Origin of the sequence: Paenibacillus sp. FSL L8-0641 (genome assembly GCF_038006265.1) — a bacterium.
Lineage (GTDB): Bacteria > Bacillota > Bacilli > Paenibacillales > Paenibacillaceae > Paenibacillus > Paenibacillus polymyxa_D.
The window spans coordinates 3,221,662-3,237,496 of sequence record NZ_JBBOUW010000001.1 but is presented as its reverse complement, the minus strand read 5'-3'; the positions used below and the strand labels follow the sequence as shown (position 1 = coordinate 3,237,496).

Genomic DNA, 15,835 nt, shown 5'->3' with positions numbered 1-15,835 from the left:
ATGACGCACGCATAGCGGATGCGGGAAGGATGATGCAACATGTTGAAAGGACACATACACTCATTGGAAACCTTCGGGACCGTCGATGGTCCCGGCATCCGCTTCGTGCTCTTTATGCAAGGATGCTTGTTGAAATGTCAGTATTGCCATAATCCGGACACTTGGGCCTTGAATGAAGGCAATCCAATGACCCTAGAGGAAGTATTGGCTGAAATTGAACCGTATTTAGCCTATTACCGTTCTTCGGGAGGCGGATTGACCGTATCCGGTGGAGAACCGACATTGCAAGCTCATTTTGTAGCAGAGCTGTTCAAAGAAGTGAAACGTCGCTGGAATTTGCACACGACACTGGACAGTAATGGCTTTAATGATGCGGGCCGTATCCATGATCTGCTGGACGTAACAGACTTGGTGTTACTTGATATTAAGCATATTGACAACGACAAGCATATTAAGCTTACAGGCAAGTCCAACGACCGTATGCTAAGCACAGCTCGCTGGTTGTCTGAGCAAGGGCGTAAAATGTGGATTAGACACGTATTTGTACCGGGTATTCATGATGACGAGCAAGATTTATTGAATTTGGGACGGTTTATCGGAACGTTGAACGGAGTCGAGAAATTCGAAATTTTACCTTACCATCAAATGGGTGTTTACAAGTGGGAAATGCTCGGTAAGGAGTATCCGTTGGAGGGAGTTCCATCTCCTACAGACGAAGAAGTTCAACGGGCTTACCGACTCATTGAAGAGGGTCGTCTGGAGACTGCAGGAAAGAATGCTGTCTGTCGTCCATCATAATGTAAATGGTGCAAAAGCTATTTCTTAGTAATGAAGCCGCCGCCACATCAGGTCAGATGGGTGGCGGTTTTTTGTTGTTGAATTTTTTGCAGTCACAGGAGAAAGTTCCCTTTTTTTCATGATAAGCAAAATTTCCAGAAACTTTTTAACAACTGACGCGTCTAATAGTATGACTTTTTACGGGAATGATAATAATTTGGTGATAGAAGGAGACAGACAATGAATTTCAAGAAATGGACCATGCTCACCGCTTTGGCGGTAGCTCAGGTGGCCGCAGTAGCCCCTGTAGGAGCAGAAGCAGCATCAACAACCGTTCAATCCACCGATTCGGTTAGCGCACAGCAGGCTCAGACCAATGTTGCTGATTCCAGCGTTCAGAATAGTATCGGAGCTCAAGAGGGAACAGGCACACAAAACAACACGGTAACACCAGATAACACAGGCGTAACCAATGATCCATTGACTGGCCTACCTACGGATACAACCAACGGATCGAACGTATCCAATGATGTATACGGTGGAGACGGAACGATCACCAATCCTGGTGGAGCTCCAACAAACATGGGGGCTAATCAACTGATTTTGTATTTAAACAGCGCGAAAATGGAACAAAACGGACAGGTATATACGGCAACTCAGCCGATGACTGTTAAGGACGGAGTTTCCTATGTAGCTATCCGTTCACTTGTCAGCCGTGTCGGATTGCAGTTTAGTTATGACACTGCCACCAAAGAAACCGTAATCACACAAGGAACAAATGTCATGCGCTTCAAAACAGACAGCAAGGTTTATACGGTTAACGGTGAAGCCAGACAAATGAAGGGACCGGCTTTTCAGCAAAAGAACGTATTTATGGTGCCGTTGACCTCGATTACACAGGCCTTAAATATTCCTTATACTGTGAATAATACGACTAAACAAGTTATCATGGATTTGAATCAGAAGCCTAAAGCTTCCTTCACGGTTCAGCAAAAAGATATCTATGCGGGCGAAACCCAAGTTACGTATTTGACGAAGGAATCTTCTCCTACAGGTCTACCGATTGTGAACCAACGTTGGGAAGGTAAGCAGGACGTATTTCAGGAGCCGGGTACATATGTAGTTACCTATTCTGTTCTTGACTCTGCTGGAAACTGGAGTGATCCTTACTCAGTTACAATTACAGTAAGACCGCCGAACCAACCGCCAGTCGCTCTGTTTACTACAGATAAAAAAGAATACAAGATGGGTGAAAAGATCACCCTTACGGACCTGAGTACGGATGATGAGAATGCTATTACTAAGCGTGATTGGGAGAACAAGAAACTTGCCTTCTTCCAACCAGGTGATGTAACAATTACGTTAACCGTGACTGATAAGCACGGCGCAACAGGTACCAAAAGTGAAACGATTAAAATTACGAATGAACTGCTGTACAACGAAGATGATTTCAATAAAATCTTCACACCATATGGTGATAAATATACAGTAGACGGCAGTCAGGTACCTACCATGGCTACCATTCCTTTGACAACTACATCTTCACCGCGTCTTTTGATCCGTGCTAACAGCCCGGAACGTGTATTTCAGGACGGTATTGTGTATCAGGAAACCGGATCAGGAAGCACGCGCATACTCGTCCATCATGTGAATGAAACGGGTCGAGATGTGAAAATGTACGTGATTGCAACCAACAACAATATTACTCCTGCCAACATGAATGTCGAAAATTCCGGTTTTGCCGGACCATCTGAATTTGCAACAGCTGCGGGTAAAGTCTCGATTCAACGATATTTTCAATCCATGCAGGATGGAAGCAAGCGTTCTAGCACAGTTCTAAATCCTGGCGAAAGTCGCATTGTTTTACAGGATCTGAACGCACAAAAAATCAAGCAAAAACAAGTCATTTCTCTGTTATCCGATTTATATACGGATCAACCTATTCAATACACGGTAATTGTGTTAGATGCAAATACAGATCCGTTGACCGTGTTGCCTACTTTGGCAAAACTGCCTAAGGACGGTATTCATAACCGTGGAACGTACGCTAATGCTGATATCGCGCTGAATTATACCGAAGAGGTTGGTAAAACAGCTCAACGTATCGTTCTTGGCGATAATAAGGTAGACCCGAACCTGATTGGTACGGATGGTCTGGACGGCTCTTCTGCTTCCAATGCCGGTAATTTTGGTGTTGTATATAAAGTTAAATTGGATCATGTAGCGCCGTATTCACTGATTACGTTCAACCCGCGTGGAGGCGAATATTCCGGCTATGCGATGGTAAACAATCAGGTTGTGGGTATCCCGACAAACGGCTCGGTATGGGCTCCAAATGAGATGAGTGTGCTGTATCGCACAGGGCATATCGAGGAAAGTGTAGAGATGTATTTCACTGCTGCTGCAGGAAGTAACTTGCCGGTTTCCGTAGTAGTTATGCCTTTACCAGCTATTAAAAATTAATATGAATTAACCGGTACTGTTTACCGGCTTAGACCTTGGGTCTCGTCATTCACCGTTTAAAAGTCGATGTCACTTGCAGAATATAGGCGTTCTCCTGCTGCGAATTTGATCGTAGCGCTGGAGAGCGTCTTTTTCTTATGTATAGATGCGAATATCTCTTATAATATTGACTTTAATCGTGGTATAATAAATAGATGCAAGCCTAAGCCTGCATCAGAAAACCTGAAACTACAGACAGGGGAGGGTGAAACGCATGCTGACAAAGGATGAGATTATTGCAACAATGTCCGCTCAGGGGCTGCGTATTACAGATCAGCGCAAAACGTTGGCCACGTTATTTTCCGAGAATGAAGGGTATCTGTCCCCCAAAGACGTTTATGAATATATGGGTAAGAAGTACAGTGGACTTAGCTTTGATACAGTTTATCGTAATTTGCGTGTAATGCAGGAATTAGGTGTGCTGGAACAGGTATCTTTTGAGGATGGAATGAAGTTCAAGGTGAGCTGTAATGAGCATCATCACCATCACCATATGATTTGCTTGAGCTGTCAGAAAACATTACCGATTTCTTTTTGCCCAATGCAAATGACGGATACAACGGATCAATTCCAAATCGTCGAGCACAAGTTTGAAATTTTTGGTTATTGTAAAGAATGTCAACAGAAGAATGGACATACTGATAGTAATTCGGATGGGGGATTCAGACAGACGAGCAGTCACACTCACAGCCACGGGGGCTACTGAAATGAAAATCACCACACGCAGAGTGGTACAGGCTCCGATTAAGTTTTATCGTTCCTATATTTCACCGTTAAAGCCGGCTACCTGCCGATTCTATCCAACGTGTTCAGCGTACGCGTTGGAGGCGGTAGAAGTGCATGGTGCGCTCAAAGGTTCATGGCTTGCTACTAAGCGTATAGCCAAATGCCATCCCTTTCATCCAGGAGGCGTAGATTTGGTTCCTCCTGCAAAAAAGGAGACAGACAGGTCTAGCGAAGATCGTTTGGCTACTCATTCCGAGAAGAGTCTGACTTGACAGCGCTATGCGGATTTGGTTATATTTTGGTTAATATTGTTTTCCTGCGAAGGGATGAGTAGGGTGAATTGTCCAGTACAGAGAGCCGGGGTTAGCTGCAAACCGGTCTGGAGTGAAGCCTGAATATGGTCCTGGAGGAACCTTTTTCGAGCGTATTTGCCACAGTTATTTGTGCACGGGAGGCAAACGTAAGGGGGAGGCGTGTTCCAGCGTTAATGGGCGGTCAGATGTGACCGGTGAAGCCTGTAGTCTGCGAGGATACAGGAAAATTGGGTGGTAACGCGTGAGGTGACTCTCGTCCCATAGGGGCGGGGGTCTTTTTTGTGCCCAATTTGTGCCAAATTCATAAATTGGAGTACCATCATGTCAGCAGGTCTTATCGAGCTGCCGTGAACAAAACAGGAGGCAACATACATGTCCAATGAGAACACATTTTACATTACGACACCGATCTATTATCCGAGCGACAAGCTACATATAGGTCATGCTTACACGACAGTTGCGGGAGATGCCATGGCCCGTTACAAGCGGCTACGCGGTTATGAAGTGCGTTATTTGACAGGAACGGATGAGCATGGTCAGAAGATTGAGCAAAAGGCAAGTGCAGCTGGCAAAACGCCACAACGTTTCGTAGATGACATTGTGGCAGGCATCCAAGACCTATGGCGGAAGCTCGACATTTCTAATGACGATTTTATCCGTACTACGGAGGAACGTCATAAGGCTGTCGTACAGGAAATCTTTGATCGTTTATTAAAACAAGGCGATATTTACAAGGGAGAATACGAAGGCTGGTACAGCATTCCTGACGAGACTTACTACACAGAAACTCAGCTGGTTGACGTAGTGAAGGACGCCGAAGGCAATGTGACTGGAGGTAAGAGCCCGGATAGTGGACACCCTGTAGAATTGGTCAAGGAAGAGAGCTACTTTTTCCGTATGAGCAAGTATGCTGATCGGTTGCTGCAATTTTATGAAGAGAACCCGCAGTTTATCCAACCGGAATCCCGGAAAAAAGAAATGATTAACAACTTCATCAAGCCGGGGCTAGAGGATCTGGCTGTTTCCCGTACAACTTTTGACTGGGGTGTTAAGGTCAAGGGGGACCCGAAGCATGTCGTATACGTTTGGATTGACGCACTTTCCAACTACATCACAGCCTTGGGATATGGCTCTTCTAATACTGAGCTGTACGATAAATTTTGGCCAGCAAATGTGCATATCGTAGGTAAAGAGATTGTACGGTTCCACACGATATATTGGCCAATCATGCTGATGGCACTGGATCTTCCGTTACCTAAAAAAGTATTTGCACATGGTTGGTTACTCATGAAAGATGGTAAAATGTCGAAATCTAAAGGCAATGTGGTAGACCCGGTAACGTTGATTGACCGTTATGGTCTGGACCAACTTCGTTACTACTTGCTGCGCGAGGTGCCTTTTGGGGCAGATGGAACATTTACACCAGAAAGTTTTGTAGATCGAGTTAATTCGGATTTGGCAAATGATCTGGGCAACTTGTTGAATCGTACCGTGGCGATGGTAGATAAATATTTTGACAGCAAGGTTCCGGCTTATGAAGCGAATGTAACAGCATTCGACGAAGCTCTGGAAGACATGGCAACATCGACATATAGCAAAGTAGAAGAAGCCATGGAAAACATGGAGTTTTCCGTGGCATTAACGGCGATTAGCCAATTTATTAGCCGTAGCAACAAATATATTGACGAGACGCAACCATGGAATTTGGCTAAGGATGAGGCAAAACGTCGTGAATTGGCATCGGTTATGTTGCATTTGGTAGAAAGCTTGCGCATCGCTTCCATCTTACTTCAGCCATTCTTAACCCGTGCTCCTCATAAAATTTGGGAACAGCTCGGTATTAGCCAAGGTGAGCTGACTACATGGGATAGCGGCAAGCATTTTGGTTGTATTCCGGAAGGAACACAGTTGGTCAAAGGTAATCCGATCTTCCCGCGTCTGGATTCAGAGCAAGAGGTTGCTTTTATCGTGGAAGCAATGACAGGAGGTAAGAAACCAGAGGAAGCTACGACACAAGTTCAACCACAGAATGCATCTGAGGCGAGCCAGGAAGCGCCGGAGGCAAAGGAAGAGATTGGCATTGAGGATTTTGCCAAGGTAGAACTGCGCGTTGCTCAGGTCGTCGCTTGCGAGCCTGTGAAGAAGGCAGATAAACTGTTGAAGCTCCAACTTGATCTTGGTTATGAGCAGCGGCAAGTAGTATCAGGGATTGCGAAGTTTTATACACCTGAAGATATCATTGGGCGCAAGGTGATCTGTGTGACCAATCTTAAGCCGGTAAAACTTCGGGGAGAGCTGTCGCAAGGTATGATTTTGGCAGCTTCACATGGAGATCAGCTTACGCTCGCCACCGTACCGGAAGGTATGCCGAATGGTGCAGTTGTAAAGTAGTACGCTAGTTAATAAAAGAATGTAATGAGCGTATGCCCGAGAATCATTCTTCTTGGGCATGCGCTTTTTGGCGTGCATCATATTTTGCTCCCGCTACACGTATGTTTAATAGGCAGGGCTTGTTTGCTCGTGTTCACTTAAGACAGGGGAGGAAATGAGGATGACAGATATTAACGCCGGATTGGCGATCGTAGCCGGACTGGTTTCTTTTTTTTCACCGTGTTGTTTACCGCTGTATCCATCTTATTTATCGTATATGACAGGGATGTCTGCGCGTGAACTGGCTGAAGGACGGCATAAGGCCGAGGTTCGTTATCGTACGATGGGGCATACACTTGCTTTTGTACTGGGCTTTTCGGTCGTTTTCTATTCACTGGGTGCAGGTGTCGGGTTGCTTGGTGAATGGTTTGCCAATTATGGGGATACGCTAAGAGTGGTAGCAGGGTTACTTATTTTACTAATGGGACTGGTATCTCTCGGTGTGGTAAGTCCTTTGATTCTAATGAGGGAGCATAAGCTTCGCTGGACATGGAAGCCTGCCGGGTACGCCGGTTCCTTTGTAATCGGAATTGGTTTTGCGGCAGGCTGGTCGCCCTGTATCGGTCCCATGCTAACAGCTATTATCGCTTTGGCTGCAGTAGAGCATCACATTTGGTTCAAACTGATTACAGGCTATGCGCTCGGGTTTGCGATTCCATTTTTTGTATTAGCTTTGCTGGTAGGCTCTGTTCGGCTATCCTCTCGCTATACCTCCATCCTCATCAAAACAGGTGGCATACTACTTGTTATCACTGGCATTTTACTGGTAACGGATCATATGACCGATGTAACGCTATTTTTACAACGGATTACCCAGGGTTGGATGCTAGTTATGTGAAATACTCAATACGACTTAAAGGAAAATGTTCAAAAATACGCTCTGTGATAAACTCTCGCAGTGCATTTTGCTGTTCATCGGGATAAACGTATTTGTTTTGTCCCCAGCGTCCCCATTTTTTCTTGCGTTTCTCTATGTCCATCTCCAGCTTAGTTTTCGGATAACGTTTCTCGATGACAGCTTTGGATGTTTTGGTGAAGCGATGCTGTATTAATTCGAACGTCAAATCTTTTGTAGCATGCTGGGGCAAGGTTTCTCCCAATTTGCGCAGTAACTCGCCGTAACCTTCTTCCCAGCCGTCATACCAGATGATGGGTGCAATGATGAACCCCAGCGGATAACCGGCTCGTGCGATTTTGCCCGCGGCTTCAATACGTTCCTCGAAGCGGGAAGTTGCAGGTTCAAACTGTTTAATAACATAATCGGAATTAATGCTAAAGCGGATGCGAGTATGACCATTATGTTTAATATCCAGCAATGGATCAACATGATGATATTTAGTAACAAAACGCAGACGGCCAAATTCCTCATCTGCCATGAAACGAATCAAGTCTCCAAGCGTTCCGGTGATATGCTCCAAACCAACCGGATCGGAGGTACAAGCTGCTTCAAAACGGGTAATTTCAGGCGCACGCTCCTCGATATAAGCTTTAGCTGCTGATAAGATATCGTCAGTGTTGACATATACACGAATATACGGCTTTGCTCCCAAGGTTGTTTGTAAATAACAGTAGTGACAATGCCCCATGCAACCAGTCGAAATGGGGATGGCATATTCAGCAGAAGGCTTGGATTGATCAAAAGTTAACGTTTTACGGATACCAACTACCAAAGTTTTTTTTGCCATTCGGTACTTTTCAACTTCAGTTTCACCTGGTAAATTGGTAATTCGGTTGTGAGAGGTAGTCATCCGGTACGGAATATCCTTGGCTTTAACCCAATCCATAATACGCTGGCCCTTGGGATAATTTAGTGCGTCTGGCTCAAAAAACACCAGGTCAGGCAAAAATGGCTTGGTTCCTCTGGTTTGGACAGGAGTACGCTCAAGCGTAGACATGGCTAACGCTCCTTTCAAAATAAATCCACAGTGCTCTGGTGTCCAACTTTAACATATTGCCGCAGAAGTAAACGATACAGGGACGACGATATTAGTGTACCCGGCTTAAATTGAACAAATCGTGGCAATAGATGTGAGTGAAGGGATGAGACTTGCCAATGGGCAATGATAACATGTATCATTACATAGTAGGTTTAACGCAGGAAATGAAGGCGGTAAGCGCCCGTTCAATAACAGAAAAGAGGGAAACAAGTGCCAACGCCAAGCATGGAAGATTATTTGGAACGCATTTACCAACTGATTGATGAGAAGGGATATGCTCGTGTCTCGGACATCGCAGAGGGTTTAGAGGTGCATCCTTCGTCCGTCACCAAAATGATTCAGAAGTTGGATAAGGACGATTATCTTGTATATGAGAAGTATCGGGGACTGATTTTGACACCAAAAGGGAAAAAGGTCGGCAAACGGTTGGTTGATCGCCATCAGTTATTAGAGCAATTTCTGGATATGATTGGGGTTGAGAAGGACCTGATATATAAAGATGTGGAAGGTATTGAGCATCATTTGAGCTGGGATTCCATCACCCGTATCGAAACATTGGTTGAATATTTTCGTCGGGATGAAGATCGCTTGCGCCAGCTTCATGACATACACAAGGAATTGAGTGGAGATTCCTAAAAGCATCTGTCCTTATGGACGATGCTTTTTTATTTGTTCCGACCGCAACAAATATCCGGTGATTAGCGTCTATCCATTATATAGCAGGACAAGATAGGGGTTAAAATTAACAGGGTTAGCGGAGGATTGTAATAATATGAATCGAAAGAAAATAGTGGCATTGGCTGCAGGCATACTCTTAGCAGTGCAGACTGCCATCGTTCCTGGAGTTCAAGCAGCTTCAACTGGTGATATTGAAATTATATTGGACGGACAGTCCCTGCAAAGTGACGCATCACCGTATATTGTACAGGGAGCCAATGTTACGATGGTTCCTTTGCGAGTGATTAGTGAGGGATTGGGCGCTCAGGTCAACTGGTCGGAATCGTCCGGTACGGTAACGATTACAGCACAGAACAAAAATATATCTATGGAGAATGGTGCACAAAGCGCTACGGTGAATGGTAAGTCAGTTCGACTGGATGCATCTGCCCGTATGACAAGCGGAAGAGTCATGGTGCCACTGCGTTTTGTTGGGGAAGAGTTGGGATTAAAAGTGGATTGGCGAGCTTCAGAGCGAGTCATTACGTTAAGCAGTGGTAAGGAAGGTGTCTCTACGGGTGGGAGTAGCTCGGCGGGAAACAGTGCTTCCACATCAGATATGTCTGCATCTGGCAATCAGGAGAGTGTAAGTACGGATCAGGGAGCCAGCGATAATGAGCAGACGGTTGTCACTTCACCGTCAACGTCTACTAGTGAGGACGGTTCAAGTTCTTCACAGGCAAATGTTGTTCAGGTAAAGGCTTCAACCTCCATGCGTGGGGCATGGATTTCTACCATTAATGGAGATTGGCCTTCTTCCGCTGCTCGAAGCAGCTCCGAGAAGCAAAAGCAGGAGTTTACTAAAATGCTTGATGATTTGCAGGGGATGGGCATCAATGCGGTATTTGTTCAGGTTCGTGCCAGCGGTGATGCGCTCTACCCGTCGAGTCTCGTACCCTGGAGCAAGTATTTGACCAACACCCAAGGTAAAAATCCAGGCTATGATCCCTTGAAATTTATGATTAGCGAATCGCATAAGCGAGGGATGGAATTCCATGCCTGGTTTAATCCGTTCCGTGCGAATTCTACAGGAACAACCAGCGGTTTGGCTGCAAACCATGTGGCTAATCAGCACCCGGACTGGATTGTTAAGAATGGTAGCCAATTGTACATCAATCCAGGAATTCCGGCTGCACGTCAGCATGTCATTGCGGCGATTATGGAGGTCGTGGACGGATACGATATTGACGGCGTCCATTTGGACGATTATTTTTATCCTTACAGCGGGACTTTTGATGATGATGCGACCTTCAAAGCATATAATGCCAACAAAATCTCTAATAAGGGCGACTGGCGGAGAGATAATGTGAACAGTTTTGTTCGCGATTTGGGCAAAAGCATTCATGCCAGCAAGTCTAAAGTTCAATTCGGAATTAGCCCATTTGGAGTGTGGCGCAACAAATCTCAGGACTTAACGGGTTCAGACACGAAGGCAGGCGTTACAGCGTATGATACGACGTTTGCGGATGTGAGAACCTGGATTAACAAAGAATGGATTGACTATGTAGCTCCACAAATTTACTGGAGTATCGGTTTCCCTGCGGCTGGATATGACAAGCTTGTCGCATGGTGGTCCAATGAGGTCAAAAATTCAGATGTTAAGCTATATATCGGTCATTCTCCGTATAAAATCGGCACCCCTGAAAAGGGCTGGCAAACGGCTCAAGAGCTAATTAAGCAGCTTGAACTGAACAAAGATTATAAACAGGTCAAAGGGGATATTTACTTTAGTGCACAGCATTTGCGTAAAAATCCATATGGACTCATTCAGCTTCTTCAAAATTATTATCAAATGTGATATAAATTGGATCATATAGGTTCTATTTGGGCCTCCGTTCTCATAGATAAGCAGTAGAACTGCTTACTCCCAAGAGAACGGAGGTTTTTTGATCTATGCTGATCAATGCTGTGTTCCAGGGTGGAGGGGTTAAGGGAATTTCGCTGGCGGGTGCAGTTAAGGCTGCGGAGGAGCATGGAATTGTATTCAATCGTTTGGCAGGTACATCATCAGGTGCTATTGTAGCTGCTTTATTGGCTGCGGGATACTCTGCGGATGAAATGAAAGCCGTAATTGAGAAAACCCCCTTGGTTAAGTTGTTACGACGTTCTCCAGTGTTCAATATTAAGTGGGTTGGACCAGCAGCTCGTATCTTTCTTAAAAAAGGTCTCTATTCAGGGGAGGCACTGGAGCACTGGGTACGTGAGCTGTTACGAGCTAAGGGAGTGCGTACGTTTGCGGATTTACCTCCTGGCAAACTGCGCATTATTGCATCAGATATCACGAATGGACGCATTCTGGTGCTTCCTGAGGATATCAAACGTTTCGGTATAAATCCTTCTTCACTGGAGGTAGCAAAGGCCATTCGGATGAGCACAAGTATCCCTTACTTTTTTGATCCCGTTATGTTAAGACTTGATTCTGCACTTGCCAAGGGAAAAACCTTTTCCCAGCAATTTGTATTTGTAGTTGATGGGGCTTTACTAAGCAATTTGCCTTTGTGGCTTTTTGATGAGCCTGTAAATGAACGAGAGGCCAAAACGATTCCAACGGTAGGGTTTCAAATGGTGGGCAAGACGGGTACGGAGACCAAAGTTTCTTATATACGGGGTCCATTGACCATGCTACAGGCTATTTTTGATACCATGCTATCAGCACACGATGAACGATATATTGAGCAGGAGAATCGGTATCGGACGATTAAAATTCCAACATTGGGGATCCGCACTGCACAATTTAACATTTCTACAGTGCAAAGTGATTTGCTGTATGCTTCCGGTGTGCAGGCAGGGGATGCTTTTTTCCACAAATGGAGCATCACTTCTTACCAGCAGCAGTATAGCAAATACCAATTGATGAAGGATACCATGTACGCTATGAAATGAACACTAATTGGCAGTTAAAGTAATTTAAAAGGGTGTAAAAAAGGAGCCTCTTCCCGGTCATATTTGAATATGCGGGTGACGGCTCCTTTGTGTTGCATTTTAAAGGATGATTATTATCGTTAATGATATTTAGGTTGTTCTTCTTCATTTTTGCCCTTGGAACCTTCAATCACATGAAAAGGATACGCTTTGCGCTTGCTCGTAGTCTGCTGCTTACGTGCGTTGGCTGTTTTGGCCATGGTGCGCACAGAGGGTTTGATTTTGGGAGTACGATTGCTTTGTCCTGGCAGGTATTTGTATAGCAGAAATATAACTGCAAAAACAAGGACGGGAATGAGTAAACTCATGAGAAAGCCCCAACTTCCTCTCCACAGCATATCCACAATCCCATATGCACCCAAAGCAAGGGTAAGCCAGAAAATAACAGCATGTCTGTTCATTATTCACTCATCCTTTCACAGGATCAAGTGCAGGACTGTTGAAGGTCTCCTTTACAGGTACATTTTCCAACTCAGCATCCAATTCAAGCATACGCTTAAATGAGGCAATGGATACCTCCACTTGATCATCAGTCGGTTCTTTGGTGGTAAGTAGTTGCAGCCACAGACCGGGGTAACCTAAATAACGAAGTACCGGAATTTCACGAAGAGCATTGGTCAGCTTGAGAAATTCAAAAGAAAGCCCCAGTACGATCGGAAGCAGTAGAAGCCGTTGCCCCATACGCTCCCACAGATTATCGTAGGTGAATAGGGAATAGACTAGTACCCCGATGATCACGGTCAGCATAATAAAGCTGCTACCGCAGCGGTAATGCAAACGGCTGTATTTTTGCACATTGGCCGGGGTTAGTTCTTCTCCAGCTTCGAATGCCGTAATTACTTTATGCTCTGCACCGTGATATTGAAACAGTCGTTTGATCAATGGAGTTTGGGAAATGCCCCATAAATAAGCCAGCAGCAGAATCAGCTTAATGGCTCCTTCGGCGAGGTTATGCAAAATTTGGCTGTGAAACAAGCCGTCGAACAGGAAGTCTTCTACAACAACCGGAACGAGGGTTAACACAATTTTGCCGAACAAAAAGGAGATAATCCCGACTGCCGCTACACCGATCATCATACTCAGACTCCAGCGAGATTCTTCTTTTTTCTTTTGCTCAGCGCGTTCTTCCGGATCTACTTCATCATCAGCATACGCATCGGCTGAATAGTTCAAATGCTTGGTACCTTTGGCGCTGGAGTCGATGATGCTTACAATCCCCCGCAATAAAGGAATTCTGCGGAATTTGGATACCCAGGATTGCTCCTTGCGTGGTACTTCCAAATATGTGATTTCGCCAGTTTTGCGGCGAACTGCCGTGACATTGACACGCTTGCCGCCGAACATGACACCTTCAATGACTGCCTGACCACCGTAGCTCACAGGCTTGGATGCTTGTGACAACCGTCTCACCTCTCTTAATACATGCTTTTTTGTATATTGTATCGAATTTGGAAGGGAATATCTAGTTAGATGAAACTGGTGTAACCACAGGCTTATAAAAAAAGCATTTATGGAGCGTCAGACTGCTCACATAAATGCTACTCATTATAAAACTTCGGAAACAACCTATTGCGTAATTGCCCCAACAACCTGGTCAACCAGTCCTTTTGATGAGAGGGGGCCGCCAAATGTCCATGTCGTACCGTTCAGTGGATAGGTGCGTTTTTCTTTAACGAAATTCAGACCGTTCCAGACCGAATTATTTTTCATAGGTGCCCCGAAAACATCATCGTCCGGCTGCACAATATAGATAAAGTTGCTGTTCTGAACAGCAGACAGAGCTTCAATACCGACGGTTGTAAAGCCATACGGTTCAACTTTGCTTGGCTTCCAATCATTAATCATACCGATCTTGGCCAGTGTTGCCACGACCACTGAGTTATCCGAAAACATACGGAGGCTGGCCGCATTTTGCGAAGTGAAAGCTTGTGTCAGTACATAATGATAATCCGATTTGCCAGCAGCGGCGAGCTTTTCTTTGGCTTCAGCATAATGCTGATCCAGTTCGGCAAGCACCTGCTTAGCTTTGTCTTCTTTTCCCAGAGCAACCGCGATGCTATTAAAAATTTCTACCATTTTATCATGATCGTAGCCATTACCATTGTTCAGATTATATTCGATCGTAGGAGCGATGGCCTTAAGTTGCTCATAGATAGCTTCATTCCCATCAACATTGGAAATGATCAGATCCGGCTTCAATGCAGCAATCGCTTCCAGATTCGGTTCGTTACGCGTGCCGACATCGACCACGCTACTATCCAGAGCCGCCTCCGGTGTCACGTACACCTTGTAGTTGGCATTGTCAGCATTACCCACCGGCTGAACGCCCAACGCAACCAAATCCTCTGTAAATGTCCATTCCAGCACTACGACACGCTGTGCGGGCTTGTCGAGCGTGACCTCACCACGATTATGCTTTACCGTCACAGGACCGGTCGCTGTGTCAGTCGGTTTACTACCCGTGGCTACCTGATCTTTGTCCGATGCATTGTCGGCTGCTCCGCAACCTGCCAGAGTGAGCGTAAAAACCATTAACAATAAAATCCCGATGAATCCCTTTTTCATAGAAGCGTTCTCCCGTATATATGTTTTTATAAAATGATAATGATTATCATTTTCACCATTATATTATGATAGAGGATTAAAATTTTGTCAATGTAAAAAACGGGTCCGTGCACTCAAGTCGAAAGCTGCCATTATTCAGCATTCCTGTTCATTGTTAAACTCTCCCCCCTTGGAGCATACTACCAGCAAAATGGAATGCAGAATCCGATGGAAGTACATGCATTTCCGATTGCAATAGTCTTTACGATGGGAAAAAGTTTTCATATTGAAAGGGGATTAAACAACATGAGCGAAACCTTCTCTATACCCAAGATAGGACATGAACAGGAGCAGCCTCGTGGATCTCAGGATCCACGTAATCATAACGACAGTGGTAGAGGCAGGCAGCAGTCAGGCAAAATACATACGCCTCTCATTCCTTTTGCGCTTGAGTTGGGTTTTTTTTCGGGTTTGCTCTGGGGATTGCTGCGCTGGCTGTTTTATAAGTTGCACTTTACCGTAGTAGCGCCTGGTTTTCTCGCAGAGCCTTTTTTCAAGCATTCATTTATGAACACCATGGCGGGACATCTGGTAGGGCTACTGTTTTTTATTGGATTATCTGTCGTAGCTTCACTGGTGTACACTCTGTTGCTGCGCAGATTTAAGGGTCCTTTACCCGGCATTGTGTATGGCCTGATTTGGTGGGTTGTTTTATTTGTATTAACAGGTCCTAAGCTAGGGATGATGAATGCTCCTGATCGGTTAACATGGAATTCCTTATATACGGAAATTTGTGTGTTTTTACTGTGGGGACTATTTATCGGATATACCGTTGCTGTCGAGTATACGGATGAAAGAAAGCGCGAGCCTGAGAAAGCTGAGGGCTGAACGTAACAAAAACTTCTCAAGCGCCTATTCCCTGTGTTAAAATAGCATTTGGTTATTTGACAGAGGGGAGCGGAATGA

14 protein-coding genes are annotated in these 15,835 nt (G+C 45.1%); 10 read left to right on the top strand and 4 right to left on the bottom strand.

What is annotated here, in order from left to right; genetic code table 11:
• The first annotated feature begins 39 nt into the window (after nt 1-39).
• The 6 genes from pflA to MKY16_RS14480 all read left to right on the top strand — a co-directional run bounded on the left by pflA (nt 40) and on the right by MKY16_RS14480 (nt 7,587).
• Nucleotides 40-798 (top strand): pyruvate formate-lyase-activating protein, encoded by a 759-nt coding sequence (gene pflA / locus MKY16_RS14505; RefSeq protein ID WP_029517235.1) that lies wholly within the window; start codon nt 40-42, stop codon nt 796-798.
• A 219-nt stretch (nt 799-1,017) separates the two neighbouring features.
• Nucleotides 1,018-3,240, top strand: a complete 2,223-nt coding sequence (locus MKY16_RS14500; RefSeq protein WP_340955830.1) for a copper amine oxidase N-terminal domain-containing protein — start codon at nt 1,018-1,020, stop codon at nt 3,238-3,240.
• Between the two features lie 253 nt (nt 3,241-3,493).
• On the top strand, nt 3,494-3,985 hold the full coding sequence (locus tag MKY16_RS14495) for a Fur family transcriptional regulator (RefSeq protein WP_039270917.1): 492 nt from the start codon (nt 3,494-3,496) through the stop codon (nt 3,983-3,985).
• 1 nt (nt 3,986) lies between these two features.
• A complete protein-coding gene (gene yidD / locus MKY16_RS14490; RefSeq protein WP_029517238.1) occupies nt 3,987-4,277 on the top strand; it encodes a membrane protein insertion efficiency factor YidD in 291 nt (96 codons plus the stop codon).
• A 414-nt stretch (nt 4,278-4,691) separates the two neighbouring features.
• Complete coding sequence (gene metG, locus MKY16_RS14485; RefSeq protein ID WP_340955828.1) at nt 4,692-6,710, top strand: methionine--tRNA ligase; 2,019 nt, start codon at nt 4,692-4,694, stop codon at nt 6,708-6,710.
• Between the two features lie 160 nt (nt 6,711-6,870).
• Nucleotides 6,871-7,587: a cytochrome c biogenesis CcdA family protein gene (locus MKY16_RS14480; protein ID WP_340955825.1), complete on the top strand. Its 717-nt coding sequence runs from the start codon at nt 6,871-6,873 to the stop codon at nt 7,585-7,587.
• Here the strand turns inward: MKY16_RS14480 and splB are convergent.
• Nucleotides 7,580-8,644, bottom strand: coding sequence for a spore photoproduct lyase (gene splB, locus MKY16_RS14475; RefSeq protein WP_023989268.1), 1,065 nt, complete (start codon nt 8,642-8,644; stop codon nt 7,580-7,582). The two genes, MKY16_RS14480 and splB, sit on opposite strands and share 8 nt — an antisense overlap.
• Before the next feature lie 252 nt (nt 8,645-8,896).
• Between splB and mntR the strand changes: the two genes are divergently transcribed.
• From mntR to MKY16_RS14460, 3 genes are all read left to right on the top strand, one after another.
• Complete coding sequence (gene mntR, locus MKY16_RS14470) at nt 8,897-9,322, top strand: transcriptional regulator MntR (protein WP_029517241.1); 426 nt, start codon at nt 8,897-8,899, stop codon at nt 9,320-9,322.
• Nucleotides 9,323-9,458: 136 nt separating this feature from the next.
• Nucleotides 9,459-11,201 carry a family 10 glycosylhydrolase gene (locus tag MKY16_RS14465; protein WP_340955822.1) on the top strand — a complete coding sequence of 581 codons (1,743 nt, stop codon included), beginning with the start codon at nt 9,459-9,461 and terminating at the stop codon, nt 11,199-11,201.
• Between the two features lie 95 nt (nt 11,202-11,296).
• Nucleotides 11,297-12,286 (top strand): patatin-like phospholipase family protein, encoded by a 990-nt coding sequence (locus MKY16_RS14460; protein ID WP_029517243.1) that lies wholly within the window; start codon nt 11,297-11,299, stop codon nt 12,284-12,286.
• A gap of 119 nt (nt 12,287-12,405) precedes the next feature.
• Here MKY16_RS14460 and MKY16_RS14455 read toward each other — a convergent pair whose 3' ends face one another.
• The 3 genes from MKY16_RS14455 to MKY16_RS14445 all read right to left on the bottom strand — a co-directional run bounded on the left by MKY16_RS14455 (nt 12,406) and on the right by MKY16_RS14445 (nt 14,890).
• Nucleotides 12,406-12,726 (bottom strand): hypothetical protein, encoded by a 321-nt coding sequence (locus MKY16_RS14455; RefSeq protein ID WP_340955819.1) that lies wholly within the window; start codon nt 12,724-12,726, stop codon nt 12,406-12,408.
• A gap of 7 nt (nt 12,727-12,733) precedes the next feature.
• Nucleotides 12,734-13,726 carry a DUF1385 domain-containing protein gene (locus tag MKY16_RS14450; RefSeq protein ID WP_029517245.1) on the bottom strand — a complete coding sequence of 331 codons (993 nt, stop codon included), beginning with the start codon at nt 13,724-13,726 and terminating at the stop codon, nt 12,734-12,736.
• A 165-nt stretch (nt 13,727-13,891) separates the two neighbouring features.
• Entirely contained in the window at nt 13,892-14,890 is a 999-nt protein-coding gene (locus tag MKY16_RS14445) for an ABC transporter substrate-binding protein (RefSeq protein ID WP_340955818.1), read from the bottom strand.
• 285 nt (nt 14,891-15,175) lie between these two features.
• Here MKY16_RS14445 and MKY16_RS14440 point away from each other — a divergent pair, with 285 nt between their 5' ends.
• Nucleotides 15,176-15,757, top strand: a complete 582-nt coding sequence (locus tag MKY16_RS14440; protein ID WP_340955816.1) for a YqhR family membrane protein — start codon at nt 15,176-15,178, stop codon at nt 15,755-15,757.
• Nucleotides 15,758-15,835: the final 78 nt, after the last annotated feature.